Source organism: Telluria sp. AZSoR62 (assembly GCF_058111565.1).
In genome coordinates this window covers 388,098-413,476 of the sequence record NZ_JBYTST010000002.1, presented here as the reverse complement: position 1 = coordinate 413,476, position 25,379 = coordinate 388,098, and the positions used below count along the sequence as shown (strand labels likewise).

The following is a 25,379-nucleotide window of genomic DNA, read 5'->3' as shown; positions in this document are numbered from 1 at the left end:
GGTGTAGAGGTGTATGGAAACGTTTCCATGCGTTGATGAGAAAATATATTCCGATTTCGAAACGGCGTCAAACGGAATTCTTGTGTGCTTTTCCGTCCACCGTTTCGGCTTGCGGAACGCCTGCGGAAGAGCTGCGCCAGCCATCGGCGGCTTGGGCTAGAGTAGGACGGCGATCCGGCGCGCTCGACGCCGGCGCATCGATCACGGAGGCGCACTTGTTTGGCCAGATAGAACACCAGGTCCAGACCTATGTAGAGTGGCTGCGTCTGTTCGTCGAGGCCCTGGGCGCCCTGGTGATCGGCGTCGGCGTCGTGGTGGTCGTGGTCGGGCTGGTGCGCCATGCGCTGGCCGAGCGCGGCGCCAGTTTCAGCCCGATCCGGCTGGCCTTTGCCCGCTACCTGACCCTGGCGCTGGAACTGCAGTTGGCCGCCGACATCCTCTCGACCTCGGTCGCGCCGACCTGGGACCGGATCGGCAAGCTGGCGGCGATCGCCGTCATCCGGACCGCGCTGAACTACTTTCTCAGCAAGGAAATCCAGATGGAGCGCGCGGCCGAATCCGCGCCGCGTGATTCAGCTGCTTCTGGAAAGGGAGGAGTCGAACCGGTCGCTTGAGCCAATGCAGATGTTGGCAGCTGCGCATCAACAAGGTGTTTCACGTATTTCAGCGCCATGGACCGGTTCAGGCCAGGCATGCTCGGCTATGTGCGAATGCGAACCGACCGTGTTCGCTCAGTCTGCCTTAATGGGATCAGCCACCAATAATACATCGCCATCCAGGCAAACAGGAGATTGATATGGACAGCCTCGACTCACAGACGTCGACCATGCTCGCCGTTGTTGTAGTTCTCGTTCTCGTTGCGCTGGTCGCTTGGTACGTTTTCCAAAAAAAGCAATCCGATCGATTGCAGCAACGCTTCGGGTCGGAATACGCCCGAACCGTGGACCAACTTGGAAGCCGCGCTAAAGCCGAATCGGAGCTCAAGGCGCGCGAAGCCCGGGTTAAAAAGCTGACCATCGTGCCCTTGTCCGCGTCCGACGCTTCCAGGTTCAGTCAGGCATGGGCGAATCTGCAGGCCGGTTTCATCGATAATCCACAAAGCGTTGTCGCCCAGGCCGACCAGCTGGTTCGCGAGCTGATGACAACACGTGGATACCCAGTGGCCGATTTCGAAGATCGTGCGGCCGACATTTCGGTCGACCACCCGGCGGTTGTAGCGAATTACCGTGCCGCCCAATTCATTGCCGCACGCGATGCCCGCGGGGAAGCGACCACGGAAGAGCTGCGCAACGCGGTGATGCATTACCGGGTTCTGTTCAATGAGCTGCTCGAGGTGAGGAACGATGCGCCGCCAGTTGCTCGCTGACGGGGTCCGCATTCCCGGTCGCGGTGTGCACACACGTAGCCATTGAACGATCCGCCTCAGACCCGCTCTTGGTCAAAAGCTGCTGCCAGGTATGCGGCAGCTTCCGATCCAGAGCGGTCAATTCACCTGATGTCGTTTAGTCGAGTTGAGACTGGGATCGAAGGCGAGATCCGGTCCAATAACTCAGCAGAGCAGGGCACCTTAGCGAAAAGTCGCGGCCTGTCACGAAGGGTAGCGACTTAGTCAAAGCGGACCAATACTGTCGCCTACCGAATTACTCGCTTGGAGCGCCGTAGGGTACAAGTTCATGACGTCACCCGAGATTTCGTGAAAGACCACGTATGGCCGATGCTGACTGTCGAAATCGCTGAGTCTACGGTGAGATTGCGCGCAAGACAACCCGCAGGGTAAGCGATCAGTCACCGCCGGTAGTCGTGCCAAACCTGTTTTTACTTCTAGGTCGCGCCTGTCCGCTGGCCACAGCGATGGATAGCCACCGGAAAGCCTTCCTCCCCCGTCAAAATCCCGTAAGATACGGCTCGAACCGCATTTACCCCCTGCCGCATGACTCTGCCACCCGATATCCCGCCGCCACGCTTTCGCCCCCGCCCCTGGATCCACCTCGAGACGCCGCAGGACGTCGAACTCTGGATCGACGAACACAACAGCGCGCTACAGGAACTGGTCCAGCCGCAGGAAACCGGCGTGGGCATCTGCTTCACGCTGGCCGTAGGCGGCAACGTCCATATGCAGACCACCGGCGACGCGATCGTGCTCGACCTCGACCAGGAAGCGGAGTGGATCGGGCCCCTGATCCAGGCCGCTACCGGCGCCGAGCCGCCGCGCGGCCGGGTCTGGATCCTGCCGGACGACCGGCTGGTGCAGCTGATCCTCGGCCTGTCGACGCTGGTGCTGAGCACCACGCTGGTGGTCGGCCATCCCTTCGGCGCACGCGGCCGCCGGATGGGCTACTGAGCCGGCCGGCCCGGCGTCGGCGCTTCCCGCCCGCGCGCGTTTCGGTTATAACGTCAGCTCGACTACGGACGGAGTAAACACTTGATGGGACAGCATTCGAACACCGTGGCGCGCCGCGCCGTCCTCGCACTGGCGCTGGCCGCAGGCCTGTCGGCCATGGTTCCCGCGCATGCGGCCGACCTGCTCGAGCAGGCGAAGGCGCGCGGCACGCTGCGCATCGCGATGGAGGGCACCTACCCGCCGTTCAACTTCAAGGATCCGAAGACAGGCCAGCTGGCAGGCTACGACGTCGACGTCGCGCGGCTGGTGGCGGGCAAGCTGGGCTTGAGGCCGGAATTCGTCAGCACCGAATGGGCCGCCATCCTCGCCGGACTGGCCGCCGGCAAGTACGACGTGATCGTCAGCCAGGTCGGCATCACCCCGAAGCGCGAACAAGCCTTCGATTTCTCGCGTCCCTATACCTATTCGAGCCCCCAGCTCATCGTGCGCAAGAACGACCGCGCCAACTACGCCAGCCTGGCCGACCTGAAGGGCAAGAAGCTCGGCGTGGGACAGGGCAGCGTGTTTGAGCAGCAGGCCAGGCAGGTTGCCGGCATCGAGGTCAAGAGCTATCCGGCGGCGCCGGAAAACCTGCAGGACCTGGCCTTCGGGCGCATCGATGCGGCGCTCAACGACAGCCTGATGGTGGCCTACCTGCTGAAGAATTCGCAGCTGCCGATCAAGGCCGGCGCACGCGTGGGCGCACCCGAGCGCATGGGCATCCCTTTCCGCAAGGGCAGCCCGCAGTTCAAGGCGGCGCTCGACAAGATCCTGCTCGACGCCGCCAACGACGGCACGCTCAAGGCCTTGTCGATCAAGTGGTTCGGCGCCGACGCCAGCCGTCCGCAGTGAGCCCGGCCTCGTTGAAGGGGCGTGCATGGACCTGATCGCGCTGCTGGCCGAGGCCGCGCCGGTGATGCTGCAGGGCGCCGGCTACACCCTGCTGTTCGCGGTCGCCTCGATGGTAGGCGGGCTGGCGCTGGGCTTTCCGGTAGCGCTGATGCGCATTTCGCCGCTGGCGCTGCTGCGCGTGCCGGCCAGCCTGTATGTCAGCGTGATGCGCGGCACCCCGCTGCTGGTGCAGATCTTCGTGATCTATTACGGCTTGCCCAGCATCGGCATCGAATTCACGCCGGTGACGGCAGGCGTGCTGGCGCTCTCGCTCAATGCCGGCGCCTACCTGTCCGAAAGCCTGCGCGGCGCAATCCGCGCGGTGAGCGAAGGGCAGTGGCGCGCCAGCTTCAGCCTTGGGCTGGGCTACTGGCAGACCCTGCACCACATCGTCCTGCCGCAGGCGCTGCGCATCGCGGTGCCGTCCATGAGCAATACCTTGATCAGCCTGATCAAGGATACCTCGCTGGTGTCGGTGATTACGATAACCGAGCTGATGCTCGCGACCAAGGAAGTCATTGCGACCACCTTCCAGCCGCTGCCGCTGTACATTGCCGCAGCCTGCATCTACTGGTGCCTGAGTTTGTTCTTCGAGGCAATCCAGCGCCGCGCCGAGCAGCGGCTGAACCGCGCCCACGTCGCTCGCTGAATCCTTGCGCTGGACGTGGAAGCGCACCGGGCGGGCGTAGAGCCTGCGACGGTGCGCGTTGTTGCTTCATTGTGAAGCGGCGCCGTGGCGCCCCGGTTTAACGGTTGCCGCGTTGCTTGTCGGCGCTATTGTCCTGGCTCCAGGCCTGGGAGGCATCCTGGGCGGATTCGCCCTGGCGCGAGCCGAGGTCGTCCAGTGCCGGCGTGCCGCCGGAAGCGTGCTGGCCGCCTGACTGCTGGCTGCCCTGTTGCTGCTTGCCGGACTGCTGACTGCCTTGCTGAGTCTTGCTGGACTGCTGACTACCTTGCTGCTGCTTGCCGGATTGCTGGTCGGCTTGCTGTTGGCCAGATTGCTGGCTGTCTTGCTGCTGTCCTGACTGCATGTTGCCCGACTGTCGTCCCGACTGCAGATTGCCCGACTGTTGCTGACCGGCCTGGTTCATGCCCAGATCGTCGATGTCGTTGTCGTGACGCGGACCTTTGACTCCATGTCCCTTGTTTTCACCCATGCTGAACTCCTTGCTTGCGTGGTCGAGGAGTTCATCATAGCCCTCCCAGCGTGGGCGGCAATCGGAATCCGGGAGGCTTTCCCGTAGGACTGCTCGCACAAACTCAGCAGTCAAATCAAGGGCTTACGGTGCTGCGGGGACGATTCCCAGGCCGCGCAGGAAGGCGTGCGCCGCGGCATACGCCGCCACGTGCTGCTCCGCCGTGAAGCCGCCATGCCCGCCGCCTTTGACGGTGTGCAGCGCGTTGTTCACGCCGGCCGCATCCAGCGCCTTCTTCAGCCGCAGGCCGTGCGCATAGGGCACCAGCGGATCGGCGTCGCCATGGATGGTGAACACTGCCGGTCCGCCCGCGCGCACATGGCTCAAGGGCGAGACCGCGCGCGCCACCGCGTCGCGCCCCGGCATGCTGCCGAACCAGGCCACCGCATACGAGCGCTGGTTCGGGCCCTGCAGCATGTCGGCGACGTCGGTGATGCCATACCAGTTGATGACGGCCGCCACCTTCGGCGCCGGGTTCTGGTAAGGGCCGCTCCAGGTCGGCTCGTTGGCCGCGCACTGGTGGGTCAGCGGCGAGTCCGAAGGAATCATCGCCGTGGCCAGCGCCAGGTGGCCACCGGCGGAGTCGCCGGTGGTGACGACCTTGGCCAGGTCGACGTTGTATTTCTTGGCATTGCGCCCGACCCACTGCAGCGCGCACAGCGTGTCTTCGACCGCAGCCGGCGCCAGCGCCACGTTGGCGAGGCGGTAGCTCACGTTCAGCACGGTGAAACCCATCTCGAGGTAGGGCAGCAGCGCGAACGCGGAACTCTCGCGCTTGCCCGCGACCCAGCCGCCGCCGTGAAAATGCAGCATGACGGGAGACGGCTGGTCGCTGCGTTTCATGGGCCGGTAGACGTCGAGCTTGAGCTCCTTGCCGCTGGCGGTCAGGTAGGTGACGTCCGGCTCGATCCAGAAACGGTGGTCGAGCAGGGCGGCGCTCTTCACGCCGCCATCGTTGGCCTGCGCCGCCAAGGGAAATGCCGGCGCGCAGGCCAGCATGCAGGCCAGCACGCCGGCGCGCTGCCGCAGCATCGAGGTCGGCATGGCCACCCTTACATGTTCGGGTAGTTCGGGCCGCCGCCGCCTTCCGGCGTCACCCACACGATGTTCTGGGTCGGGTCCTTGATGTCGCAGGTCTTGCAGTGCACGCAGTTCTGCGCGTTGATCTGCAGGCGGTCCTGGCCCGCGTCGGTTTTCACGTATTCGTACACGCCGGCCGGGCAGTAGCGCTGTTCCGGGCCCGCATACTTGGCCAGGTTGACGTCCACCGGGATGCTCGCGTTCTTCAGCGTCAGGTGAATGGGCTGGTCTTCGCCGTGGTTGGTGTTCGAGATGAACACCGAGGACAGGCGGTCGAACGTCAGCTTGCCATCCGGCTTGGGGTACACGATCGGCCGGAACTGCGAGGCCGGCTTGAGGTTCTCGTGGTCCGCGTGCTGGTGGTGCAGGGTCCAGGGCGCCTTGCCGCGGAACACCATCTGGTCGATGCCGACCATGATGGTGCCCAGGTACAGGCCCTTGGCCATCCACGGCTTGAAGTTGCGCGCCACGTGCAGCTCTTCGTGCAGCCACGATTTCTCGAACGCGGCCGGATAGGCCGACAGCTCGTCGTGCTGGCGGCCTTCGCCCAGCGCCGCGAACGCCGCGTCGGCAGCCAGCATGCCGGTCTTGATCGCGCCGTGGCTGCCCTTGATGCGGCTGGTGTTGAGGAAGCCGGCATCGCAGCCGATCAGGGCCCCGCCCGGGAACACGGTCTTCGGCAAGGATTGCAGACCCCCTGCCGTAATGGCGCGCGCGCCGTACGAGATGCGCTTGGCGCCCTCGAAATAGTGGCGGATCGCCGGATGCGTTTTATAGCGCTGGAATTCTTCGTAGGGCGACAGGTAAGGGTTCTCGTAGGCCAGGCCCACGACGAAGCCGACCGCGACCTGGTTGTTCTCCAGGTGGTAGAGGAAGGAGCCGCCGTAGGTGCTGTTATCGAGCGGCCAGCCGGCGGTGTGGATCACCAGGCCGGGCTTGTGCTTGGACGGGTCGATCTCCCACAGCTCCTTGATGCCGATACCGTAGGTTTGCGGATCGCGGCCCTTGTTCAGGTCGTACCTGGCCATCAGCTGCTTGCCGAGGTGGCCGCGCGAGCCTTCCGCGAACATCGTGTACTTGGCGTGCAGCTCCATGCCGAGCTGGAAGTCCGGACCCGGCTCGCCATCGCGCTTGACGCCCATGTTTCCGGTGGCGACACCCTTGACCGAGCCGTCCTCGTTGTACAGGATTTCGGCGGCAGGGAAGCCCGGGAAGACCTCGACGCCGAGCGCCTCGGCCTGGGTGCCGAGCCAGCGCACCACGTTGGCCAGCGAGATCACGTAGTTGCCGTGGTTGGTCAGCATCTTCGGCACCATGAAGCCGGGCGTCGCATACGACTTGGTCTCGGTCAGGAACAGCACCTGGTCTTCGGTCACCGGGGTATGCAGCGGCGCGCCTTTTTCCTTCCAGTCGGGGATCAGCTCGTTCAGGGCGATCGGGTCCATGACCGCGCCCGACAGGATGTGGGCGCCCAGCTCGCCGCCTTTCTCGAGCACGCAGACCGACACTTCCTGGCCTGTTTCCGCAGCCAGCTGCTTGAGCCGGATCGCGGCCGACAGGCCCGCAGGTCCGCCGCCGACGATGACCACGTCGTATTCCATCGCTTCGCGGGGGCCGTATTGTTCGAGGAGGTTGGTTGTCTCAGTCATGGTGCTCAGTTTTAGGGTTTGATCGGGCAGGGCAAATTTAAGCACGAGTGTGCGGCTTTTTGCCATTGTTTGCAACTTTGGCCGCCATTTTACGGACATTATTAGATGGGGCAATCTAATACTGATGATTTGTGTAAGATGATGGCTTCGCAAACAGAATGATTGACGGGAAGGGGACCGGCACGTGGGCATCGAAGTCAATTTTGAAGGAAAAATCGCCATGGTCACCGGCGCATCGAGCGGCCTCGGGGCGCGCTTCGCCAAGGCCCTGGCCGGCGCCGGCGCGCAGGTGGTGCTGGCTTCGCGCCGGGTCGAGCGGCTCAAGGAGCTGCGCGCCGAGATCGAGGCCGACGGCGGCGCCGCCCACGTGGTGCGGCTCGACGTCACCGACCTCGGCTCGATCAAGGCAGCCATCGCCCACGCCGAGACCGAAGCCGGCCCGATCGACATCCTGGTCAACAACTCCGGGGTGCAGAGCACCCAGCGCCTGCTCGACGTCACCGAAGACGACTACAACTACATCATGGACACCAACCTGCGCGGCGCGTTTTTCGTCGCGCAGCAGGCGGCCAAGCGCATGATCCAGCGCGCCAAGGGCGACCCGCGCAAGCAGCACCGCATCGTCAACATCGCCTCGGTGGCCGGCCTGCGCGTGCTGCCGCAGATCGGGGTCTACTGCATGAGCAAGGCAGGCGTGGTCCAGATGACCAAGGCCATGGCGGTCGAGTGGGGCAAGTACGGCATCAACGTCAACGCCATCTGCCCCGGCTACATCGCTACCGAAATGAACAAGGATTATTTCGGCACCGAGCAGGGGCGCAAACTCATCGACATGCTGCCCCGTAAGCGCCCAGGCAAGCCGGAAGACCTCGACGGCCTGCTCCTGCTGCTGGCAGCCGAAGAAGCCCATTTCATCAACGGCGCCATCATCACGGCCGACGACGGCATGACGGCGCAGTAAGCACTTTACGCATCAAGGCAGCAATGAACAAGCAGCTGGTTCACACCATGACCATGCCGATCCGCTGGGGCGACATGGACGCCATGGGCCACGTCAACAACACGGTCTATTTCCGCTATATCGAAACGGCCCGCATCGCCTGGCTCGAGCAGGTCGGGGCATTGCCCGACCCGACCAGCGAAGGGCCGGTCATCGTCAACGCCCACTGCAGCTTCCTCAAGCAGCTGACCTATCCGGGCGAGATCGAAGTCACGACCTGGGTCGGCCCGCCGGGCCGCTCGAGCTTCGAGGTGACGCACGAGATCCGTTTGCTCGGGCCGGACGGCCAGCCCGGCGCGCTGCATGCCGAGGGCGGGGCCAAGGTCGTCTGGGTTGAATTCAAGGCCGAGCAATCCAGGCCGCTGCCGCAGCGGCTGCGCGCCTTGCTGCCCGCGGCATGACGGCGCCGCAACGCATCGTGCGCTTCGACGAGGCGCGCCTGGCGATCGAGGACATCGTCGCCATCGCGCACGGCGACGCACGTCCAGTGTTATCGAGCGACGCGGCCTTCCGCGCCCGCATCGCGCGCGGCGCGGATTTCCTGGAGCGCCTGCTGCGCGAGGAGGGCGTCATCTATGGCGTGACCACGGGCTATGGCGACTCCTGCACCGTGCCGGTGCCCCTGGCGCTGGCTTCCGAGTTGCCGCGCCAGCTCTATACCTACCATGGCTGTGGACTGGGCGCCATGCTCGACCCGGCGCAGACCCGCGCCGTCATGGCGGCGCGCCTGGCCTCGCTGTGCAAGGGGTACTCGGGCGTGAGCGTGGGCCTGCTCGAGCAGATCGTGCGCCTGTTCGACGCCGGCCTGCTTCCGCTGATTCCGTCGGAAGGCTCGGTTGGCGCCAGCGGCGATCTGACACCGCTGTCCTACCTGGCTGCGGTTCTGTGCGGCGAGCGCGAGGTGATGAGGGATGGCGTCGTGGTGCCCGCAGCCGACGCGCTGCGCGATGCCGGGATCGTACCGCTGACGCTGCGTCCCAAGGAAGGGCTGGCCCTGATGAACGGTACTGCCGTCATGACGGGCCTGGCATGCTTGGCGCATGACCGCGCGGCGTATCTGGCGCGCCTGTCGACCCGCATTACCGCGATGGCCTCGTTCGCGCTCGATGGCAATGCAAGCCATTTCGACGAAGTGCTGTTTTCGGTGAAGCCGCATGCCGGCATGCAAGCCGTCGCAGCCTGGCTGCGCGAGGACCTGGCCCATGTAGAACTGGGCGAACGCAACGGCAAGCGCTTGCAGGACCGCTACTCCATCCGTTGCGCCCCGCATGTCATCGGCGTGCTGGCCGACGCCTTGCCGTTCTTCCGCTCTGCCATCGAGAATGAACTTAACAGCGCCAACGACAATCCGATCATCGATCCGGACAGCGAGCGCGTCCTGCATGGAGGGCACTTCTATGGAGGGCATATCGCGTTCGCGATGGATGGCATGAAGAACGCGGTGGCCAACCTCGCCGATCTCATGGACCGCCAGTTGGCCCTGCTGGTCGACACGCGCTACAGCGCTGGCCTGCCGCCCAACCTGTCGGGCATGGAGGGTGAGCGCGCCGCGATCTCGCATGGACTCAAGGCGCTGCAGATCAGTGTCTCGGCCTGGACCGCCGAAGCGCTCAAGCTCACCATGCCGGCGTCGGTATTTTCGCGCTCGACCGAATGCCACAACCAGGACAAGGTCAGCATGGGCACGATCGCGGCGCGCGATTGCCTGCGGGTGCTGGAGCTGACCGAGCAGGTGGCCGCGGCCTGCCTGCTCGGCGCCTGGCAGGGCATGTGGCTGCGCATGCGGATCGATCCCGCCCGATCCATGCCGGCGCCGCTGGCGGACATGGCTGCCCAGTTGGGAAGCGAGGTGGCGCCGGTGATCCATGACCGGCGACTCGATAACGACCTGGTGAAGCTCATCGATCGTATTCGGAACCAAACCCTGCGATTTACCGACCCGCACGCTGGACTGTGAATTAAGCGTTTCACTTTTTCAATCTTTGTTGTATGTGCGGCAATCGTTACTTTTGGTGAAAGTTTCCAGTAGCAAACACTGTATATTCCTCGATGCCCTTGTTCCAAGGGTCAACGCGACAGTCTCACCAAGGAATATATGGATCAAACAACAATATCGAGAGTGTGCATCGGCTTGACCGTGCTCGTTTCTCTGGCTGGCTGCGCAACGCAGACGGCGCCCGTCCAGGTCAAGCTTGCTCCCCAGTCAACTGTAGAGCAAAAACGTGCCCAGGCGGCTGCCACAAGCACGGCCGCAGCCATGCCGACCCTGAAGCGTAAAATCGCCATTGGCCGGGTGTCGAACGAAACCAGCTATGGGAAATCGCTGTTGCGCGACGACGCCGGCGACCCGGTCGGCAAACAGGTCTCCGACATGCTGGGCAAGGCCTTGACCGAGTCCGGCGCCTTCGTCGTCCTGGAGCGCAGCGATTTCGCAAAACTGCAGGAAGAAGCCGCCCGTACCGGCATCAAGCAGAATCTCGTCGGCGTCGATGCGCTGATCATGGGTTCGCTCACCGAGTTCGGGCGCAAGACCATCGGTGAATCTGGCTTCGTGTCGGCCACCAAGAAGCAGGTCGCTTTCGCCAAGGTCGATGTGCGCCTTGTCGACGCCGTCACTGGGCAGAGCTTCTTCGCCGTGTCGGGCGCGGGAGAATCGTCGACCGAGACCGGTTCGACCTTTGGTTTCGGTTCGCGCGCCTCGTATGACGGCACCCTGAACGACTCGTCAATTCGGCAGGCCATTTCCGAAGTGGTGAGCCGCCTGGTGACGGAGATGGAAAATCGCCCGTGGCAAACCTCGATTCTCGCTGTCGACCAGGGCAGGTATTTCATTTCGGGTGGCAAGTCGCAAGGACTGCGGCCGGGAATGGTGTTCTCCGTCCAGACGCTCGGGCAGAAGGTCAAGTCGCCTCAGACGGGGTTCGACATCGTCCTGCCTGGCAAGGAAGTAGCCCAGTTGCGCATCGACTCGCTGTTCGGCGATACGGAAATGAGCGAAGGTGCGGTCGGCAGCATTGCGAGCGGTTCGCTGCAAGGCCTGAAGGTCGAGCAACTGACGGTTCGCGCAAAGGAGAATATCTGATGACGATCCGTTCTGCCATGGTAGTGGTGCTGGCCCTGCTTGGCGCCGGCGCGCTGAGCGGCTGTGTCCAGATGCCGACCGAGAAACAGTCGGTTGTCGATCAGCGCCCGCAAATCTCGTTCCGGATCAGTCACGAGGGCCAACGCCCCGCGCGCGTGTTCGTCGATCGGCTCGACATGGGCATGGCCGGTGACTTTGTCGAGGGCAACGGTGCCCTACGCATATTGCCGGGCACGCATCTTATCGAGGTTCGTCTCGGCAGCCAGGTGCTGCTCAGCGAACGGGTCTACCTTGCCGACGGCGTCAACCGCGCATTCGGCCTTCAATGAGGATGAAAATGAAAACAATAATTGTCATGCTGGTGACGCTGGTCCTGAGCGGCTGTGCAAGCCGGCAGTCGCTGTACGATTGGGGCGGATACAGCGGCATGTTATACGAGACCTACAAGAAGCCCGACACCACCGCAGCCAACCTCCAGAAACTGCAAGAGCATGTCGTCCGGCTCGAAAAGGGCAACGCCAAGGTCGCGCCAGGGCTGTATGCGGATTTGGGCACGCTTTACCTGCAAGCGGGAGACCGCGAGCGCGCCATGGAAAACTACCGCAAGGAACGCGCGGCCTGGCCTGAGAGCACAGGGTTGATGGATGCAATGATCAAGAATCTTTCCAGCAGCAAGGCTGGGCGCGAGGCAAAAACATGAAACTCATCAGACTCATCACCGCCTTCGTCGCGGTATTGATCGTTACCGGTTGCGCAGCTCCGATGACGAAGACCGATCTCGGCGCTTTTCATGCGCTGAAACCACGTTCCATCCTGGTCGTACCGGCCGTCAATAAGTCGCTGGACGTCGATGCACCCAATTATCTGCTGACGACCTTGAGCTTGCCTTTGGCAGAGAAAGGGTTCTATGTGTTCCCGGTGCACACCGCGCGCACCGTGCTGGAGCAGGAAGGCTTCTATGATGGCGATTCTGTCCATCAGCAATCCCCCCAGGCGCTGGCGAAGCTGTTCGGTGCAGACGCGGTCCTGTATGTCACGATCAATCGTTGGGACGCGCAGTATGCGGTGTTTGCGGCGACGGTGACGGTCAATTTCGACTATCGCATGGTCGCGAAAGATGGTACTGAAATGTGGGCCGCAAACAAGCAGATGCAGTATTCGCCGCAGAACACCAATACCGGGCATCCGCTGGCGAATCTGATCGTGGCGGCAGTCAATGCGGCTGTTACCCGGGCGGCGCCAAACTACATGCCGCTTGCACATATGGCGAACGATCAGGTGTTCATCAACGGACCGTCGGCCATCCCGGACGGCCCGTACCGCATGCCAAAGTAATCGTCACGGTTCCGGCGTCTCGACAGCTGCGCCGGAACATCTTCAGCGCGCCCCGACCAGCTTGTGCACCAGCTCCGACGAGGTCGACGCCGCGAACTTGCGCATCAGGCTGGCCCGGTGCATCTCCACGGTGCGCGGACTCAGGTCGGTGTCGCGCGCGATCATCTTGCTGGTCTTGCCCTCGACCAGCAGCGCGGCGATCTCGCGCTCGCGCGGCGTCAGCTCGGCCGACACCGGGCGCTTCTCGCTCACGTCCTCGAACGTCCACACGCCCGCGCCCAGCGGCTGGGCCGGATCGAGCGCGCGCCCGGTGACGTGGCACCAGAACAGCTCTCCATCGGCGCGGCGCATGATGCGCTCATCCGAATAGCGCCCCTTGGCGTTCATGATCGGCGCGATGCGGTCGCCCGTGCGCAGGAACTCGTCCATCGTCGGATACAGCACGCTGAAGGACTGGCCGTGCAGCTTGCCCTCGCCGTAGCCGAACATCGCGCCCAGGGCCAGGTTGCTGGCCTGGATCACGCGGTCGCGCGAGACGCACATGCCGACCGGGGCTTGCTGGAAGATGGTCTCGTAATCGATGGCGGTGGCTGCGTTCATCTGGTGGGTTCGGTTGATCTGGATTGACTGGCGACGAATCGCGGACTGGCCCGTATTTCTACGGTATTGTCATTATCAGCAGCGTATTTTATGCTGAGACTCTACTCTGTAGTACAGAAGAGCTTTGCTGGCTTAACTATAAAAGGGACGGGTATGAACAAAGTGTATCCTGATGCGAAGTCGGCGCTGGCCGGCATCGTGGCAGATGGCCAGACCATCGCCGTGGGCGGCTTCGGCCTGTGCGGCATTCCGGAAGCGCTGATCGCAGCGCTGCGCGACACCGGCGCCAAGAACCTCACCGCGATTTCGAACAATGCAGGCGTGGACGGCTTCGGCCTGGGCCAGCTGCTGGAGACGCGCCAGATCAAGAAGATGATCTCGTCCTACGTCGGCGAGAACAAGGAATTCGCGCGCCAGTTCCTGGCCGGCGAACTCGAACTCGAATTCACCCCGCAAGGCACGCTGGCCGAGAAGCTGCGCTGCGGCGGCGCCGGCATCCCGGCCTTCTTCACCAAGACCGGCTACGGCACCATCGTCGCCGACGGCAAGGAGACCCGCGAGTTCGACGGCGAGCACTATGTGATGGAGCGTTCGCTGGTGCCGGACGTCTCGCTGGTCAAGGCTTGGCGCGCCGACAAGGCCGGCAACCTGGTGTACCGCAAGACCGCGCGCAACTTCAACCCGAACGTCGCCACCGCGGGCAAGGTCTGCATCGTGGAAGTCGAAGAGCTGGTCGAGATCGGCGAGATCGATCCGGACCAGGTGCACACCCCGGGCATCTTCGTGCACCGCATCGTCCACAACCCGACGCCGGAAAAGCGCATCGAGCAGCGCACCGTGCGCGCCGCGAATTAAGACTGACGGAGACAGAACATGGCATGGACTCGTGATGAAATGGCCGCGCGCGCGGCGAAGGAACTGCAGGACGGCTTCTATGTGAACCTGGGCATCGGCCTGCCGACCCTGGTGGCGAACTACGTCCCCAAGGATATCGAGGTCTCCCTGCAGTCGGAAAACGGCTTGCTGGGCATCGGCCCCTTCCCGACGGAAGCGGAGGTCGACGCCGACCTGATCAACGCCGGCAAGCAGACCGTGACGGCGCTGCCGGGCGCTGCCTACTTCAGCTCTGCCGATTCCTTCGGCATGATCCGCGGCGGCAAGATCAACCTGGCGATCCTGGGCGCGATGCAGGTGTCGCAGCAGGGCGACCTGGCCAACTGGATGATCCCGGGCAAGATGGTGAAAGGCATGGGCGGCGCGATGGACCTGGTGGCCGGCGTCAAGCGCGTGGTCGTGGTGATGGAGCACGTCGCCACCGCCAAGGATGGCTCGACCAGCCACAAGATCCTGCCGAAGTGCGACCTGCCGCTGACCGGCGTGGGCGTGGTCGACCGCATCATCACCGACCTTGGCGTGCTGGACGTCACCGACACGGGCTTGACGCTGGTGGAGCTGGCGCCGGGCGTGACCAAGGAACAGGTGCTGGCCGCCACCGGCTGCGAGCTGGACGTCTCGATGGTGTAAGCGCAAACGGGCGCCATTGGCGGCCTTCTTTACCGGAGCCCGGCATGCGATGCATGCCGGGCTTTGTCTTATTCGGCCGTCCAGACGTACTGAGCGGCGGTCCAGGCCTGTACGAGCTGGCCTTCCGGCGTCACCGGCGCCTTGAAGCGGCACTTGGCCAGTGCCGAGAGCGCTGCCTCGTCCAGGCTGCGATGGCCGCTCGACTTCAGGACCTTCGATTCGACGACCTTGCCGTCGGTGCCGATCAGGAAGTTCATCGTGACCGTGCCGGTATGCTTCTGGCGGGCGTCTTCTTCCGGATAGACCGGCCTGCTGCAACTGCTCGTGCCGATGAAGAGACGGGCGCCAGATGTGGTTTGGGCAAACGCCGGGCTGGCGATGGCCGCCAGTCCCATGGCGACTACGAAGGCCTTGCATAGGGGAGGGGCGATACGTGGCATAGGGCCTCCTGGTTTGATTGGCGCTACCGGTCGGCAGCGGACAGGCGTCCCTGTCCAGCTGCCTGGCGTAGCACAGGGCTGCAGGCTTAACCCAGCGTCCAGACGTACTGCACCTGGGTCCAGGCCTCGACCGGCTTGCCCCTGGTCGTCGCGGGCTTGAAGCTGCATTTTTCCAGCGCCGTGCGGGCCGAGTCGTCGAGGGCCGGGTGGCTGGAAGAGTTGGTGACCTTGGTTTCCTTGACCTTGCCCTCGGTATCGACCAGGAAACCGAGCGTCACGGTGCCGGTGTGCTTCAGCTTGAGCGACTCGGCCGGGTACTCGGGCCGCTTGCAGCTCTTGAAGTCGGCCACTGCCATGATGTCCGGCTCGGCCGGGTCGGCGGCCGGCGCCGCATGGGCGAACACCGCGGTGCACATGGCCGCCAGTCCCAGCACGGGAATGGCCGCCTTCCAGTTCAGTGCCTGTGTATCGGAACGAAGCAAGCGTTTGATGCGTGACATGAGATCTCCTCCGTTGGCCGCCTGGGCCAGGTGGTGGGTTGAGAACTGGAGTTTCTCCAGCTCGGAAAGGGCCAGGGCCAGGCGCCGCGGTTCGCCCAGTACCTGTGCCGCGATATCGTCGGCGATCTGTTCCCGTTCGACGCGGATGCGTCCCGAGATCCACCAGACCGCCGGATGGTAGAAAAACAGGGTCTCGACCACGTTCTGGCCGAGATTGACCAGGTAGTCGTGGCGCTTGATATGCGCCATCTCGTGGGCCAGCAAGGCCTCCAGCAGGTGCAGCGGCATGTTCGAGACCAGCGCCGCCGGCACCAGCACCACGGGACGCCACCAGCCGGCCGTGATCGGGCTGGCCAGGCCTTCCACCACGCGCAGGCGTACCGCACGGGTGATGCCGAACCGCGCGGCGAGGCGCCCGGTGCGTGCCTGCCATGCGGCGTCGAGGCGTTGATTTGATGCGGCGCGGCCGATCCAGACCAGCCCCAGCACCATGCGCAAGGCCATGGCCAGCGCGCACACGGCCCAGGTGGCGACGATCGGCGCCAGCTGCTCGCCCAGCAGCGCGCTCCAGCCCTGGTCGATCGGCGCGCCCGCCACCAGCCCGGCGGCAAACAGCACCATCGCATCGCCGCCGGCGCCTTCGCCGCTTTGCAGGCGCAGCGCCAGCTCGGTGGCGGGCCAGGCCAGGCACAGGAACAGCCCGACGCAGGCCACCAGGTAGCGCGACTGGGGAGGCGCATTGCGCAGCGCGGTGAGCGCCACGGCCGTGGCGCAGCCGACCAGCGCGCCCTGCCACAGGAAGTGCACCAGCGTCCAGCCGATGCTGCCCACTAGGAGTGCGCTGTTCATTTGCCGTCCTTTGGCGGGTCTTCCCGCAGCAGCGCTTCGATTTCGGCGCGTTCCTTCTTCGAGATGCCGCTTTTCAAGGCGGCCAGCACCAGCGCCTTGGCCGAGCCGGCAAAGGCGCGCTGCACCAGGTCTTGCAGCAGGTTGGTCTGCATCGAGTCGCGCGCATGCACCGGGGCGTAGACGTGCGAACGTTCGCTCTCGTCGCGCACCAGCAGGCCCTTGCCGTGCATGATCTGCATCAGGCGCAGCACGGTGGCATAGGTCACGTCGGGCTTGTGCTCCTGCATGGCCTGGTGCACCTGCTTGGCGGTGCCGGAACCCAGCGGCCAGAGCGTTTGCAGGAGCTCGAGCTCGGCGGGGGTGGGTTTGGGGGTATCGGGCTTGCGGGGCATGAGCGTCCTCATCGATGGTTCGGTCAGGTCTAGAGTAGTATGTCTAGACATGGATGTCTAGGGTTTTCATCTGGCGCGTGCGCATTATGCAATCGGGATACTCTGAGCAACTCTCCAATTGCGGCTGGACGGGTCTTGATTAGACAGTATGATCTATATGAAATATGCTTGGTCTTCTATATGTTGACTGGAGCGTCGATGCCGACCAGGCGTTTCAAGCAGTACCGCGCAGGCCTCATGCTGGCCCTGTGCATGCTCGCCGCTACAGGCTGCACCCACAACGAAGTGGACCCGAGCACGCCGCTGATGTACGCGGTGCAGGCGGGCGATCCCGTGCGGGTGCGCGCGCTCCTTGCCGCGGGCGCCGACGTAAATGCGGTGCGTGGTCTCCACCGCGTTCCCGGCATGGCTATCCACGGCAACAACCCGCCGCATGGCGAGACGGCCTTGATGTATGCGGTGGATGGCGGGAATGTGGAAGTCGTGCGTCTGCTGCTCGACGCGGGTGCCCGCCTGGATGCGCACGATACGCGCGCCCACACCATCTGGACCGAGATGGAAGGTCTTATCGGCGAGCAGGACGATGCCGCGATGCTGGAACTGCTGCTCTCGCGCGGTCAGGGACCTTCACCTGCCGTGGCAGCTTCCTTGCTTGGCGCGGCCGAGACGCGCGACAGGCCGGCGGTCGTGCGGCTCCTGCTCGACCGGGTCCAGGATCAGGGAGCTGACTTGCCCGACCATAAAAAAAACCGCCGCTGACGGATCAGCGGCGGTTCGGGTGCAACGGTAGACTGAGCTTATGCCGCGGTGCGCACCGCCTCCAGGGTCTTGTCGTCCTCGCCCAGCGGCACGCGGCCGTGCAGCACCGCATCCATGCGTTCGACGTCGAGCTCCTTCTCCCACTTCGACACCACCACCGTGGCCACGCCGTTGCCGACGAAATTGGTCAGCGCGCGGCATTCGCTCATGAAGCGGTCGATGCCGAGGATCAGGGCCATGCCGGCCACCGGAATCGTCGGCACCACCGCCAGCGTCGCGGCCAGGGTGATGAAGCCGGCGCCGGTGATGCCGGACGCGCCCTTCGAGGTCAGCATCGCCACCGTCAGGATGGTCAGCTGCTGCGTCAAGGTCAGGTCGGTGTTGGTCGCCTGCGCCACGAACAGGGCGGCCATGGTCATGTAGATGTTGGTGCCGTCCAGGTTGAACGAGTAGCCGGTCGGGACCACCAGGCCGACCACCGGCTTGGAGCAGCCGAGGCGTTCGAGCTTGCGCATCAGGGCCGGCAGGGCGCTTTCCGACGAGCTGGTGCCGAGCACGATCAGGAGTTCTTCCTTGATGTAGGCGATGAAGCGGAAGATCGAGAAGCCGGTGAATCTCGCAATCGCGCCCAGCACCACGACCACGAACAGGAAGCAGGTCAGGTAGAAGGAGCCCATCAGCTTGGCCAGCGGCAGCAGCGAATCGAGGCCGTATTTGCCGATGGTGAAGGCCATCGCGCCGAAGGCGCCGACCGGAGCGGCCTTCATGACGATGTTCACCACCCCGAAGATGGCGTGCGAGAAGTCCTCGATCATCTTGGTGACCGGACGGCCGCGCTCGCCCATCATCGACAGCGAGAAGCCGAACAGCAGGGCGATCAGCAACACCTGCAGGATGTCGCCCTTGGCAAACGCATCGACAAAGGTGTTCGGGATGATGTTCATCACGAAGTCCGTGGTGCTCTGGGTCTTGGCCTTTTCGGTGTACTGGGCGATCGACGAGGCGTCGAGGTGGGCGGCGTCGACGTTGAAGCCGGCGCCCGGCTTGACCACGTTGGCCACCACCAGGCCGATGGCCAGGGCGATGGTCGAGACGACTTCGAAGTAGAGCAGGGCCTTGCCGCCGACGCGGCCGATCTTCTTCATGTCCTGCATGCCGGCGATACCGGCGACCACGGTACAGAAAATCACCGGGGCGATGATCATCTTGATCAGTTTGATGAAGCCGTCTCCCAGAGGCTTCATCTTGGTGCCCAGTTCAGGGTAGAACACCCCGAGCAGGACGCCCATCGCAATTGCGAACAGCACCTGCACATACAGGATTTTGTAGAAAGGCTTTTTCATGGCAACGCTTCGAGAGAAGTTCGAGAGCTGCCATCTTCGGAGATTCGCCCCGGGCCATCTATTGTGGATATCCGCAAGGCTTATATCGGATATGTACGTCACGTAATACCGGCCGGCATCAGGGACGGCGGAACACCTGGCCGCCTTTCATCACGAATCCGACCTTGCCGGCTGCCGCGATATCCACCGTCGGGTCGCCCTCGACCGCTACCACGTCGGCCAGCAGGCCGGCCTTGAGCTGTCCCAGTTCGGCCGATTTGCCGAGGATGCCGGCCGCCACCACGGTGGCCGAGCGCATCGCCTCCAGCGGCGTCATGCCCAGGCGGACCATCCACGCCAGCTCGCGCGCATTGGTCCCGTGCGCGAACACGCCGACGTCGCTGCCGTTGCCGATGACGACGCCGACCTTGCGCGCCAGCTGGAACGCGCGCTGGGCCTGCTGCATGGCGGGAGTCGGCGTGTCGCCGCGGACATGCTTCTGGAAGTATTCGCCCGTGGCTTCCGGCGCCGTGAGGGTGGGGATGTAGGCGACGCCGCGTTCCTTCATCAGGCGGAAGGTCGCTTCCGACGCGCCATAGCCATGCTCGATGGTGTCGGCGCCGGCCAGTACCGCCATGCGAATCGCGTCGTCGCTGCTCGCGTGCACGGCGACCTTGCGGCCGGTGACGTGGGTGGCGGCGACCATGGCCTTCATCTCGTCCATCGTGAAGGTGGGGCGCGCGCTGCCGTCGATGCCGGTGCGGTAGTCGCCGTAGATCTTGATCCAGTCGGCGCCGCGCGCGGACTGCTCGCGCACCGCCCTGGTCACCTCGTCGACGCCGGTGGCCGGCTGCGCGCCGTACGGGATTTCCATGTCGGGACGGTAGCTCTTCTCGGCCGGGCCGTAGCTGTAGCTGGCGACGATCGCCTTCGTCGCGATGAACAGGCGCGGGCCTGGCGCCACGCCTTCGTCGATGGCGCGCTTGATGCCGGCGTCGGCATAGTCCGCGCCTTCGGTGCCGAGGTCTCGCAGGGTGGTGAAGCCGGCCTGCAGGGTAGATGCAGCGTGTTTCGCCGCCAGCATGATGCGGTAGGCGGCAGGCTCCTTGATCACCTGGTCGTCCCAGGTGGTTTCGTTATACGGGTGCAGCAGGACGTGCGAGTGCAGGTCGATCATGCCGGGCACCAGCGTTTTGCCGGGCAGGTCGATGCGCTCGGCATCGAGCGGCACGCTCATCTTCTCGCGCGGGCCGACCGCCTGGATGCGGCCTCCGGCCACCAGCACGCCCCAATCCGCATGCGGCGCGCCGTCGCCGGTCCAGACCTTGTCGGCCGTGAGCAAGACCGGACGCGGCGAAGCGGCTTGCGGCGCTGCCTGTGCAAAGGCCGGGACCAGGGTGCACAGGGCCACGAGCATGGAAGGGCCAAGGTAGGAAGCAGGCAAACGCATGGGGTATGGTTTTCTTGTCTGAATGGTCGGAAAACGCCGGCGTACCGGCGCGCGGCGGCATGGTCGGCCGGCATCAGCCTTCCAGGTCGCCCAGCGATTGCTCGATGCCGAACTGCAGGTCGCGCAGGAAAGCGCCGCCTTTCTCCGACAGCGCAATCCCCGGCACGGCCAGTTCGACCAGGCACACCAGGGTCTGGCGGAACCACTCCATGTCGGTGCCCATCAGGGGCAGGGCATGGGCGTCGACGAGGTAGTAGACCGCGCGCGTCAACAGGTTGGGGTCGCGCCCGGCGCGCGCGATGCCGGGTGCGAAGTCGGCGACCTCGCGGTGGAAGCGGTCGGCCAGGGTCTCGAGGATGTCGTTCGAGACCTGCGGCTGGCCGGCCGCGAGCACGACCCGGGCCAAGTCGCGGCAGGCCTCCTGCAACTGCTCGTCGTCGAGATGGTCCATCATGGCGCGCCTATTGCGCCGCCCAGCCCCCGTCCATGTTCCACGCCACGCCGCGCACCTGGTCGCCCGCCGGGCTGCAGAAGAACACGGCCAGCGCGCCCAGTTCGTCCGGCGTGACGAATTCGCCCGAGGGCTGCTTTTCCGCCAGCAGCGCCTTGCGCGCGTCGTCGTTGGTCAGGCCTTCGCGCGCGGCGCGGTCGTCGACCTGCTTCTGCACCAGCGGCGTCAGGACCCAGCCCGGGCAGATCGCATTGCAGGTGATGCCGGTGTGCGCGTTCTCGAGCGCGGTGACCTTGGTCAAGCCCACCAGGCCATGCTTGGCCGCGACATAGGCCGACTTGCCGACGGAGCCGACCAGCCCGTGCACCGAGGCCAGGTTGATGATGCGTCCCCAGTTTTTCTGCTTCATGCCGGGCAGGGCGAAGCGGGTGGTGTGGAAGGCCGAGGTCAGGTTGATGGCGAGGATCGCATCCCATTTCTCGGGCGGGAACTCGTCCACGGTCGCCACGTGCTGGATGCCGGCATTGTTGACCAGGATGTCGACGCCGCCGAACTTGTCTGCCGCGAATGTCATCATCGCCTCGATCTCGGCCGGCTTGGACATGTCGGCGTTATGGTAGGCGGTCTGGACGCCGAACTCGGTGCCGACCTCGAGGTAGAGCTTCTCGATCTGCTGGGCGTCGCCGAATCCGTTGAACACGATATTGGCGCCCTGTTCGGCCAGCGAGCGGGCAATGCCCAGCCCGATGCCCGAGGTCGAACCGGTGACGAGGGCGGTTTTCCCACTTAACATACTCGATTTCATTGCATCCTCAAGGTGAAGGTGATCGGGTTGCTTCTACAGAATTGGTAGAATTCTAATCGCAACGCCGCGTAAAATGATGCATTGCGCTGAACAGATCGACAATATTGCCATGACGGAGCAGGGGATGACCGAAGCCAGACTAAGAAGCGTGCAGTGCAGCTCCCCCGCCGGCCTGCACCGCATGGCCTACAAGGAGTGGGGCGACCCGCACAATCCGAAGGTGCTGGTGTGCGTGCACGGCGTGACCCGCGTGGCCGACGACTTCGACCACCTGGCGCGCGCGCTGTGCGACGAGTACCGCGTGGTCTGCCCCGACGTGGTCGGCCGCGGCCGCTCCGGCCGGCTGCGCAATCCGGCGTTCTATACGGTGCCGCAATACGTGGCCGACATGGTCACGCTCGTCGCCCGCGTCACCGCCCAGGACGAGGCGGCCGGCGTGCACTGGTTCGGCACCTCGATGGGCGGCCTGATCGGCATGGTGCTCGCTTCGCTCGAAGACAGCCCGATCCGCAAGCTGGTCGTGAACGACATCGGCCCGGTGCTCGACCAGGGCGCGGTGCAGCGCATCGGCGAATACATCGGGCAGGACATCCGCTTCCCCGACTTCGATGCGGGCGCGGCCTATGTGCGCACGGTGTCGACCTCGTTCGGACCGCACTCGGACGAGGAATGGTTCAAGCTGGCCAAGGACGTGCTGCGCCAGGACCCCGATGGCCAGTGGGTGCGCCACTACGACCTGGGCCTGGCCCAGCCCTTCCGCGCCATCACGCCGCAGCAGGCGGCGCTCGACGAAGCCCTGCTGTGGGCGGCCTGGGATGCGATCCGCTGCCCGACCCTGCTGGTGCGCGGCGAACTGTCCGACCTGCTGTCGCACCAGACGGCGCAGGAGATGTGCGCGCGCGGGCCAAGAGCGCGGCTGGTCGAGATCCCGGGAGTGGGCCACGCGCCGACTTTCGTGCAGGCCGGGCAGATCGCGATCGCACGCGAATTCTTACTGGGCGACTAGCCCCTTTTTAGAACAGAAGAAAGCAACCATGGAAATCCAACGTCTGCACGTAGGCAAGCGCCTGTCCGAAACCGCCATCCACAACGGCACCGTCTACCTGGCCGGCCAGATCGCCGAAGACACCGACCAGGACATCGAGGGCCAGATGCGCGAAGTGCTGGGCCACGTCGACCGCCTCTTGACCGAAGCGGGCAGCGACAAGTCCTGCATCCTCACCTGCCAGATCTTCATTTCCGACATGGCCAACTTCCCCGGCATGAACGCGGTCTGGGACGAATGGGTCGCCCAGGGCCACACCCCGCCGCGCGCCACCGTGGAAGCCAAGCTGGCCAACCCCGCCTGCCTCGTGGAAGTCTGCGTCACGGCCGCGCTGCGCTGAGCCGATGGTTTCAACCGCACTGCTCGTCGACGCCACCACCGGGATCGTCCAGGGACTCAGCCTTGACGATTGCGCACGCGTGCAGGCCGCGCTCGACTACGCCGGCGCCGCCTACGGCGAGCGCCGTGCGGCCTCGGGCCAGGATGCGCTCGAATTCTCGCTCGGCGTGGCCGGCACCCTGGCTTACCTGAGCACCGACGCCGAGACCCGCATCGCCGGCCTGCTGTTCGAGCTGGCGATGGCCGAGCCGGCGGTAGCGGGTTCGCTCGAGGAACGCTTCGGCAAGGAAGTCTCCGACCTGGTGCAGGGCGTCTACCAGCTGGTCAAGCTGCGCGACCTCACGGCCGGCAAAGAGCAGGTCGGCAGCGGGAAAAATGCGGCCCAGCAGGCCGCCGCGCAGGTCGAAACCCTGCGCAAGATGCTGCTGGCGATGGCCTCGGACATGCGCGTAGTGCTGATCCGGCTGGCGTCCTGCGCGGCCGGCCTGCGCTATTTCGCCGAGCAGAAGCGCTTCGACGACGTCACCCGCGCCTATGGCCGCGAAGTGCTCGACTTCTATGCCCCGCTGGCCAACCGGCTCGGGATCTGGCAGCTCAAGTGGGAACTGGAAGACCTGTCCTTCCGCTTCATCGAGCCCGAGACCTACAAGCGCATCGCCAGGATGCTGGAAGAAAAGCGCATGCAGCGCGAAGGCTTCGTCGAGTCCTCGATCGCGCGCCTGCAGGGCGAGCTGCTTGCCGCCGGCATCAAGGCCGAAGTGTCGGGCCGGCCGAAGCACATCTACAGCATCTATAACAAGATGCGCGGCAAGGAGCTGGATTTCTCGGCGCTGTACGACGTGCGCGCTTTTCGCGTCATCGTGCCGGACGTGAAGACCTGCTACACGGTGCTGGGCATCGTGCACAACATCTGGACCCCGATCCCGAAGGAATTCGACGACTACATCTCGCGTCCGAAACCGAACGGCTACCAGTCGCTGCACACGGTCGTCAATGCCGAGGATGGGCGCCCGCTCGAAGTGCAGATCCGCACCCAGGAAATGCACAACTTCGCCGAGTACGGCATCGCCGCCCACTGGCGCTACAAGGAAGAGGGCGGGTCGAACTTCAAGAGCCAGAAATACGACGAGAAGATCGCCTGGCTGCGCCAGCTGCTGGCCTGGAAGACCGACGTGGCCGACGTCGTCGCCGGCCAGGAAGACCAGCAGAAGGAATGGGTCGAGAAGCTCAAGGCGGCGGCGCTGGACGATCGCATCTTCGTGCTCACGCCGCAGGCGCGCGTGATCGAACTGCCGGTGGGCGCGACGCCGATCGACTTCGCCTACCACCTGCACAGCGAGGTGGGCCACCGCTGCCGCGGCGCCAAGATCGACGGCGTGATGGTGCCGCTGAATACGCCGCTGCGCAACGGCCAGACCTGCGAGGTCATCACGGCCAAGGGGGCAAGCGCCAACCAGGGCCCGTCGCGCGACTGGCTCAGCCCCGGCTACACGGTCAGCAGCCGCACGCGCTCGAAGATCCGCGCCTGGTTCCATGCGATGGACCAGGCCGAGACCCTGGCGCAGGGCCGCGCGCTGGTGGAGAAATCCCTGCAGCGCGAAGGCAAGACCGCGGTCAACCTGGAAGCGCTGGCGCACAAGCTGGGCTTTGCCAAGGTGGACGAGCTGTTCATCCAGGTCGGCAAGGAGAAATTCAGCCTGCGCCATGTGGAGGCGGCCCTGCACGACGAGGTGGCGGCGCCGCCCGTGGTCGACGAGGCGGTGGTCAACAAGAGCCTGTCGTCGAGCGTGGAAAAGGGCGCCAAGTCGGGCGTGCTGGTGGTCGGCACCGAAGGCCTGATGACGATGCTGGCCAAGTGCTGCAAGCCGGCGCCGCCCGACCCGATCGTCGGCTTCGTCACGCGCGGCAAAGGCGTCTCGATCCACCGCCTGAGCTGCAAGAATTTCGCGGAAATGCGTGCCAAGGCGCCCGAACGCGTGATCCAGACCGCCTGGGGCCTGGCCGGCTCGGAAACCGTGTATCCGGTCGACCTGTTCATCCTCGCAAACGACCGCCAGGGCCTGCTGCGCGATATCTCCGAGGTGTTCTCGCGCGAGAAGATCAACGTGACGGGCGTGGCTTCGCAAAGCGCCAGGGGCCAGGCGCGCATGGTGTTCACGGCCGAGATCGGGTCGACCGCGCAGTTGCAGAAGGCGCTGGCGGCGATCGGGGAGGTGAGCGGGGTGATGGAGGCGCGGCGGCAGTAGGCGCTCCGACCGTATCAATTTGATACAAAAATTCGATGTACTCC

At 64.6% G+C, this 25,379-nt stretch carries 29 protein-coding genes; 18 read left to right on the top strand and 11 right to left on the bottom strand.

The window, feature by feature from the left end:
- Positions 1 to 215 precede the first annotated feature (215 nt).
- From AC3XQU_RS05190 to AC3XQU_RS05170, 5 genes are all read left to right on the top strand, one after another.
- Positions 216 to 614 (top strand): DUF1622 domain-containing protein, encoded by a 399-nt coding sequence (locus tag AC3XQU_RS05190; RefSeq protein ID WP_489873072.1) that lies wholly within the window; start codon positions 216 to 218, stop codon positions 612 to 614.
- 182 nt (positions 615 to 796) lie between these two features.
- Positions 797 to 1,366 carry a hypothetical protein gene (locus tag AC3XQU_RS05185; protein WP_489873071.1) on the top strand — a complete coding sequence of 190 codons (570 nt, stop codon included), beginning with the start codon at positions 797 to 799 and terminating at the stop codon, positions 1,364 to 1,366.
- Between the two features lie 564 nt (positions 1,367 to 1,930).
- The gene (locus AC3XQU_RS05180) at positions 1,931 to 2,341 is read left to right on the top strand and encodes a hypothetical protein (protein ID WP_489873070.1); all 411 of its coding nucleotides are present in this window, start codon (positions 1,931 to 1,933) and stop codon (positions 2,339 to 2,341) included.
- 84 nt (positions 2,342 to 2,425) lie between these two features.
- The gene (locus AC3XQU_RS05175; protein WP_489873205.1) at positions 2,426 to 3,232 is read left to right on the top strand and encodes a transporter substrate-binding domain-containing protein; all 807 of its coding nucleotides are present in this window, start codon (positions 2,426 to 2,428) and stop codon (positions 3,230 to 3,232) included.
- 25 nt (positions 3,233 to 3,257) lie between these two features.
- The gene (locus AC3XQU_RS05170; protein ID WP_489873069.1) at positions 3,258 to 3,920 is read left to right on the top strand and encodes an amino acid ABC transporter permease; all 663 of its coding nucleotides are present in this window, start codon (positions 3,258 to 3,260) and stop codon (positions 3,918 to 3,920) included.
- Positions 3,921 to 4,017: 97 nt separating this feature from the next.
- Here the strand turns inward: AC3XQU_RS05170 and AC3XQU_RS05165 are convergent, their stop codons facing one another.
- The 3 genes from AC3XQU_RS05165 to AC3XQU_RS05155 all read right to left on the bottom strand — a co-directional run bounded on the left by AC3XQU_RS05165 (position 4,018) and on the right by AC3XQU_RS05155 (position 7,196).
- A complete protein-coding gene (locus tag AC3XQU_RS05165; protein ID WP_489873068.1) occupies positions 4,018 to 4,428 on the bottom strand; it encodes a hypothetical protein in 411 nt (136 codons plus the stop codon).
- Positions 4,429 to 4,551: 123 nt separating this feature from the next.
- On the bottom strand, positions 4,552 to 5,511 hold the full coding sequence (locus AC3XQU_RS05160) for an alpha/beta hydrolase fold domain-containing protein (RefSeq protein ID WP_489873067.1): 960 nt from the start codon (positions 5,509 to 5,511) through the stop codon (positions 4,552 to 4,554).
- An 8-nt stretch (positions 5,512 to 5,519) separates the two neighbouring features.
- Positions 5,520 to 7,196, bottom strand: a complete 1,677-nt coding sequence (locus AC3XQU_RS05155) for an electron transfer flavoprotein-ubiquinone oxidoreductase (protein WP_489873066.1) — start codon at positions 7,194 to 7,196, stop codon at positions 5,520 to 5,522.
- A gap of 184 nt (positions 7,197 to 7,380) precedes the next feature.
- On the opposite strand from AC3XQU_RS05155, the gene AC3XQU_RS05150 reads away from it, so the two are divergent.
- From AC3XQU_RS05150 to AC3XQU_RS05120, 7 genes are all read left to right on the top strand, one after another.
- Positions 7,381 to 8,157, top strand: a complete 777-nt coding sequence (locus AC3XQU_RS05150; RefSeq protein WP_489873065.1) for an SDR family oxidoreductase — start codon at positions 7,381 to 7,383, stop codon at positions 8,155 to 8,157.
- 23 nt (positions 8,158 to 8,180) lie between these two features.
- On the top strand, positions 8,181 to 8,597 hold the full coding sequence (locus tag AC3XQU_RS05145) for an acyl-CoA thioesterase (protein WP_489873064.1): 417 nt from the start codon (positions 8,181 to 8,183) through the stop codon (positions 8,595 to 8,597).
- Positions 8,594 to 10,153 carry an HAL/PAL/TAL family ammonia-lyase gene (locus AC3XQU_RS05140; protein ID WP_489873063.1) on the top strand — a complete coding sequence of 520 codons (1,560 nt, stop codon included), beginning with the start codon at positions 8,594 to 8,596 and terminating at the stop codon, positions 10,151 to 10,153. The genes AC3XQU_RS05145 and AC3XQU_RS05140 overlap by 4 nt, the downstream gene beginning before the upstream one ends.
- 180 nt (positions 10,154 to 10,333) lie before the next feature.
- Positions 10,334 to 11,278, top strand: a complete 945-nt coding sequence (locus tag AC3XQU_RS05135; RefSeq protein WP_489873204.1) for a CsgG/HfaB family protein — start codon at positions 10,334 to 10,336, stop codon at positions 11,276 to 11,278.
- A complete protein-coding gene (locus AC3XQU_RS05130) occupies positions 11,278 to 11,607 on the top strand; it encodes a hypothetical protein (protein WP_489873062.1) in 330 nt (109 codons plus the stop codon). The genes AC3XQU_RS05135 and AC3XQU_RS05130 overlap by 1 nt, the downstream gene beginning before the upstream one ends.
- A gap of 8 nt (positions 11,608 to 11,615) precedes the next feature.
- Entirely contained in the window at positions 11,616 to 11,978 is a 363-nt protein-coding gene (locus AC3XQU_RS05125; RefSeq protein WP_489873061.1) for a DUF4810 domain-containing protein, read from the top strand.
- Positions 11,975 to 12,613 carry a DUF799 domain-containing protein gene (locus AC3XQU_RS05120; protein WP_489873060.1) on the top strand — a complete coding sequence of 213 codons (639 nt, stop codon included), beginning with the start codon at positions 11,975 to 11,977 and terminating at the stop codon, positions 12,611 to 12,613. The genes AC3XQU_RS05125 and AC3XQU_RS05120 overlap by 4 nt, the downstream gene beginning before the upstream one ends.
- Before the next feature lie 42 nt (positions 12,614 to 12,655).
- Here the strand turns inward: AC3XQU_RS05120 and AC3XQU_RS05115 are convergent, their stop codons facing one another.
- A complete protein-coding gene (locus tag AC3XQU_RS05115; RefSeq protein WP_489873059.1) occupies positions 12,656 to 13,213 on the bottom strand; it encodes a LuxR C-terminal-related transcriptional regulator in 558 nt (185 codons plus the stop codon).
- Between the two features lie 153 nt (positions 13,214 to 13,366).
- Between AC3XQU_RS05115 and AC3XQU_RS05110 the strand changes: the two genes are divergently transcribed.
- Together AC3XQU_RS05110 and AC3XQU_RS05105 are read left to right on the top strand one after the other, a co-directional pair.
- Positions 13,367 to 14,068 (top strand): CoA transferase subunit A, encoded by a 702-nt coding sequence (locus tag AC3XQU_RS05110; protein WP_489873058.1) that lies wholly within the window; start codon positions 13,367 to 13,369, stop codon positions 14,066 to 14,068.
- Positions 14,069 to 14,086: 18 nt separating this feature from the next.
- Positions 14,087 to 14,737, top strand: coding sequence for a 3-oxoacid CoA-transferase subunit B (locus AC3XQU_RS05105; protein ID WP_489873057.1), 651 nt, complete (start codon positions 14,087 to 14,089; stop codon positions 14,735 to 14,737).
- A 68-nt stretch (positions 14,738 to 14,805) separates the two neighbouring features.
- Here AC3XQU_RS05105 and AC3XQU_RS05100 read toward each other — a convergent pair whose 3' ends face one another.
- The 3 genes from AC3XQU_RS05100 to AC3XQU_RS05090 all read right to left on the bottom strand — a co-directional run bounded on the left by AC3XQU_RS05100 (position 14,806) and on the right by AC3XQU_RS05090 (position 16,918).
- Positions 14,806 to 15,177, bottom strand: a complete 372-nt coding sequence (locus AC3XQU_RS05100) for an energy transducer TonB (RefSeq protein WP_489873056.1) — start codon at positions 15,175 to 15,177, stop codon at positions 14,806 to 14,808.
- Between the two features lie 86 nt (positions 15,178 to 15,263).
- The gene (locus AC3XQU_RS05095; protein ID WP_489873055.1) at positions 15,264 to 16,526 is read right to left on the bottom strand and encodes a M56 family metallopeptidase; all 1,263 of its coding nucleotides are present in this window, start codon (positions 16,524 to 16,526) and stop codon (positions 15,264 to 15,266) included.
- Positions 16,523 to 16,918, bottom strand: coding sequence for a BlaI/MecI/CopY family transcriptional regulator (locus AC3XQU_RS05090; protein WP_489873054.1), 396 nt, complete (start codon positions 16,916 to 16,918; stop codon positions 16,523 to 16,525). The genes AC3XQU_RS05095 and AC3XQU_RS05090 overlap by 4 nt, the downstream gene beginning before the upstream one ends.
- Before the next feature lie 198 nt (positions 16,919 to 17,116).
- On the opposite strand from AC3XQU_RS05090, the gene AC3XQU_RS05085 reads away from it, so the two are divergent.
- On the top strand, positions 17,117 to 17,677 hold the full coding sequence (locus AC3XQU_RS05085) for an ankyrin repeat domain-containing protein (protein WP_489873053.1): 561 nt from the start codon (positions 17,117 to 17,119) through the stop codon (positions 17,675 to 17,677).
- A gap of 38 nt (positions 17,678 to 17,715) precedes the next feature.
- Here the strand turns inward: AC3XQU_RS05085 and AC3XQU_RS05080 are convergent, their stop codons facing one another.
- The 4 genes from AC3XQU_RS05080 to AC3XQU_RS05065 all read right to left on the bottom strand — a co-directional run bounded on the left by AC3XQU_RS05080 (position 17,716) and on the right by AC3XQU_RS05065 (position 21,705).
- On the bottom strand, positions 17,716 to 19,020 hold the full coding sequence (locus tag AC3XQU_RS05080) for a dicarboxylate/amino acid:cation symporter (RefSeq protein WP_489873052.1): 1,305 nt from the start codon (positions 19,018 to 19,020) through the stop codon (positions 17,716 to 17,718).
- Positions 19,021 to 19,138: 118 nt separating this feature from the next.
- Entirely contained in the window at positions 19,139 to 20,449 is a 1,311-nt protein-coding gene (locus AC3XQU_RS05075; RefSeq protein ID WP_489873051.1) for a metal-dependent hydrolase family protein, read from the bottom strand.
- 73 nt (positions 20,450 to 20,522) lie between these two features.
- Positions 20,523 to 20,903, bottom strand: coding sequence for a hypothetical protein (locus tag AC3XQU_RS05070; protein ID WP_489873050.1), 381 nt, complete (start codon positions 20,901 to 20,903; stop codon positions 20,523 to 20,525).
- Between the two features lie 7 nt (positions 20,904 to 20,910).
- The gene (locus tag AC3XQU_RS05065; RefSeq protein WP_489873049.1) at positions 20,911 to 21,705 is read right to left on the bottom strand and encodes a 3-hydroxybutyrate dehydrogenase; all 795 of its coding nucleotides are present in this window, start codon (positions 21,703 to 21,705) and stop codon (positions 20,911 to 20,913) included.
- Between the two features lie 124 nt (positions 21,706 to 21,829).
- On the opposite strand from AC3XQU_RS05065, the gene AC3XQU_RS05060 reads away from it, so the two are divergent.
- The 3 genes from AC3XQU_RS05060 to AC3XQU_RS05050 are packed head-to-tail and all read left to right on the top strand — an operon-like array spanning position 21,830 to position 25,335.
- On the top strand, positions 21,830 to 22,711 hold the full coding sequence (locus AC3XQU_RS05060; RefSeq protein ID WP_489873048.1) for an alpha/beta fold hydrolase: 882 nt from the start codon (positions 21,830 to 21,832) through the stop codon (positions 22,709 to 22,711).
- 28 nt (positions 22,712 to 22,739) lie between these two features.
- Positions 22,740 to 23,090 carry a RidA family protein gene (locus tag AC3XQU_RS05055; RefSeq protein ID WP_489873047.1) on the top strand — a complete coding sequence of 117 codons (351 nt, stop codon included), beginning with the start codon at positions 22,740 to 22,742 and terminating at the stop codon, positions 23,088 to 23,090.
- A 4-nt stretch (positions 23,091 to 23,094) separates the two neighbouring features.
- A complete protein-coding gene (locus AC3XQU_RS05050) occupies positions 23,095 to 25,335 on the top strand; it encodes a RelA/SpoT family protein (protein WP_489873046.1) in 2,241 nt (746 codons plus the stop codon).
- The last annotated feature ends 44 nt before the right edge of the window (positions 25,336 to 25,379 follow it).

Excerpts from the sequence above, each read along its gene's own strand:
- AC3XQU_RS05160 (WP_489873067.1), bottom strand. The coding sequence starts at position 5,511 with ATGCCGACCTCGATGCTGCGGCAGCGCGCCGGCGTGCTGGCCTGCATG.
- AC3XQU_RS05105 (WP_489873057.1), top strand. The coding sequence starts at position 14,087 with ATGGCATGGACTCGTGATGAAATGGCCGCGCGCGCGGCGAAGGAACTG.
- AC3XQU_RS05055 (WP_489873047.1), top strand. The coding sequence starts at position 22,740 with ATGGAAATCCAACGTCTGCACGTAGGCAAGCGCCTGTCCGAAACCGCC.
- AC3XQU_RS05170 (WP_489873069.1), top strand. The coding sequence starts at position 3,258 with ATGGACCTGATCGCGCTGCTGGCCGAGGCCGCGCCGGTGATGCTGCAG.
- AC3XQU_RS05130 (WP_489873062.1), top strand. The coding sequence starts at position 11,278 with ATGACGATCCGTTCTGCCATGGTAGTGGTGCTGGCCCTGCTTGGCGCC.
- AC3XQU_RS05100 (WP_489873056.1), bottom strand. The coding sequence starts at position 15,177 with ATGCCACGTATCGCCCCTCCCCTATGCAAGGCCTTCGTAGTCGCCATG.
- AC3XQU_RS05110 (WP_489873058.1), top strand. The coding sequence starts at position 13,367 with ATGAACAAAGTGTATCCTGATGCGAAGTCGGCGCTGGCCGGCATCGTG.
- AC3XQU_RS05165 (WP_489873068.1), bottom strand. The coding sequence starts at position 4,428 with ATGGGTGAAAACAAGGGACATGGAGTCAAAGGTCCGCGTCACGACAAC.
- AC3XQU_RS05095 (WP_489873055.1), bottom strand. The coding sequence starts at position 16,526 with ATGAACAGCGCACTCCTAGTGGGCAGCATCGGCTGGACGCTGGTGCAC.
- AC3XQU_RS05090 (WP_489873054.1), bottom strand. The coding sequence starts at position 16,918 with ATGCCCCGCAAGCCCGATACCCCCAAACCCACCCCCGCCGAGCTCGAG.
- AC3XQU_RS05060 (WP_489873048.1), top strand. The coding sequence starts at position 21,830 with ATGACCGAAGCCAGACTAAGAAGCGTGCAGTGCAGCTCCCCCGCCGGC.
- AC3XQU_RS05085 (WP_489873053.1), top strand. The coding sequence starts at position 17,117 with ATGCCGACCAGGCGTTTCAAGCAGTACCGCGCAGGCCTCATGCTGGCC.
- AC3XQU_RS05065 (WP_489873049.1), bottom strand. The coding sequence starts at position 21,705 with ATGAAATCGAGTATGTTAAGTGGGAAAACCGCCCTCGTCACCGGTTCG.
- AC3XQU_RS05175 (WP_489873205.1), top strand. The coding sequence starts at position 2,426 with ATGGGACAGCATTCGAACACCGTGGCGCGCCGCGCCGTCCTCGCACTG.
- AC3XQU_RS05140 (WP_489873063.1), top strand. The coding sequence starts at position 8,594 with ATGACGGCGCCGCAACGCATCGTGCGCTTCGACGAGGCGCGCCTGGCG.
- AC3XQU_RS05180 (WP_489873070.1), top strand. The coding sequence starts at position 1,931 with ATGACTCTGCCACCCGATATCCCGCCGCCACGCTTTCGCCCCCGCCCC.
- AC3XQU_RS05050 (WP_489873046.1), top strand. The coding sequence starts at position 23,095 with ATGGTTTCAACCGCACTGCTCGTCGACGCCACCACCGGGATCGTCCAG.
- AC3XQU_RS05115 (WP_489873059.1), bottom strand. The coding sequence starts at position 13,213 with ATGAACGCAGCCACCGCCATCGATTACGAGACCATCTTCCAGCAAGCC.
- AC3XQU_RS05155 (WP_489873066.1), bottom strand. The coding sequence starts at position 7,196 with ATGACTGAGACAACCAACCTCCTCGAACAATACGGCCCCCGCGAAGCG.
- AC3XQU_RS05145 (WP_489873064.1), top strand. The coding sequence starts at position 8,181 with ATGAACAAGCAGCTGGTTCACACCATGACCATGCCGATCCGCTGGGGC.
- AC3XQU_RS05125 (WP_489873061.1), top strand. The coding sequence starts at position 11,616 with ATGAAAACAATAATTGTCATGCTGGTGACGCTGGTCCTGAGCGGCTGT.
- AC3XQU_RS05075 (WP_489873051.1), bottom strand. The coding sequence starts at position 20,449 with ATGCGTTTGCCTGCTTCCTACCTTGGCCCTTCCATGCTCGTGGCCCTG.
- AC3XQU_RS05080 (WP_489873052.1), bottom strand. The coding sequence starts at position 19,020 with ATGAAAAAGCCTTTCTACAAAATCCTGTATGTGCAGGTGCTGTTCGCA.
- AC3XQU_RS05070 (WP_489873050.1), bottom strand. The coding sequence starts at position 20,903 with ATGATGGACCATCTCGACGACGAGCAGTTGCAGGAGGCCTGCCGCGAC.
- AC3XQU_RS05120 (WP_489873060.1), top strand. The coding sequence starts at position 11,975 with ATGAAACTCATCAGACTCATCACCGCCTTCGTCGCGGTATTGATCGTT.
- AC3XQU_RS05185 (WP_489873071.1), top strand. The coding sequence starts at position 797 with ATGGACAGCCTCGACTCACAGACGTCGACCATGCTCGCCGTTGTTGTA.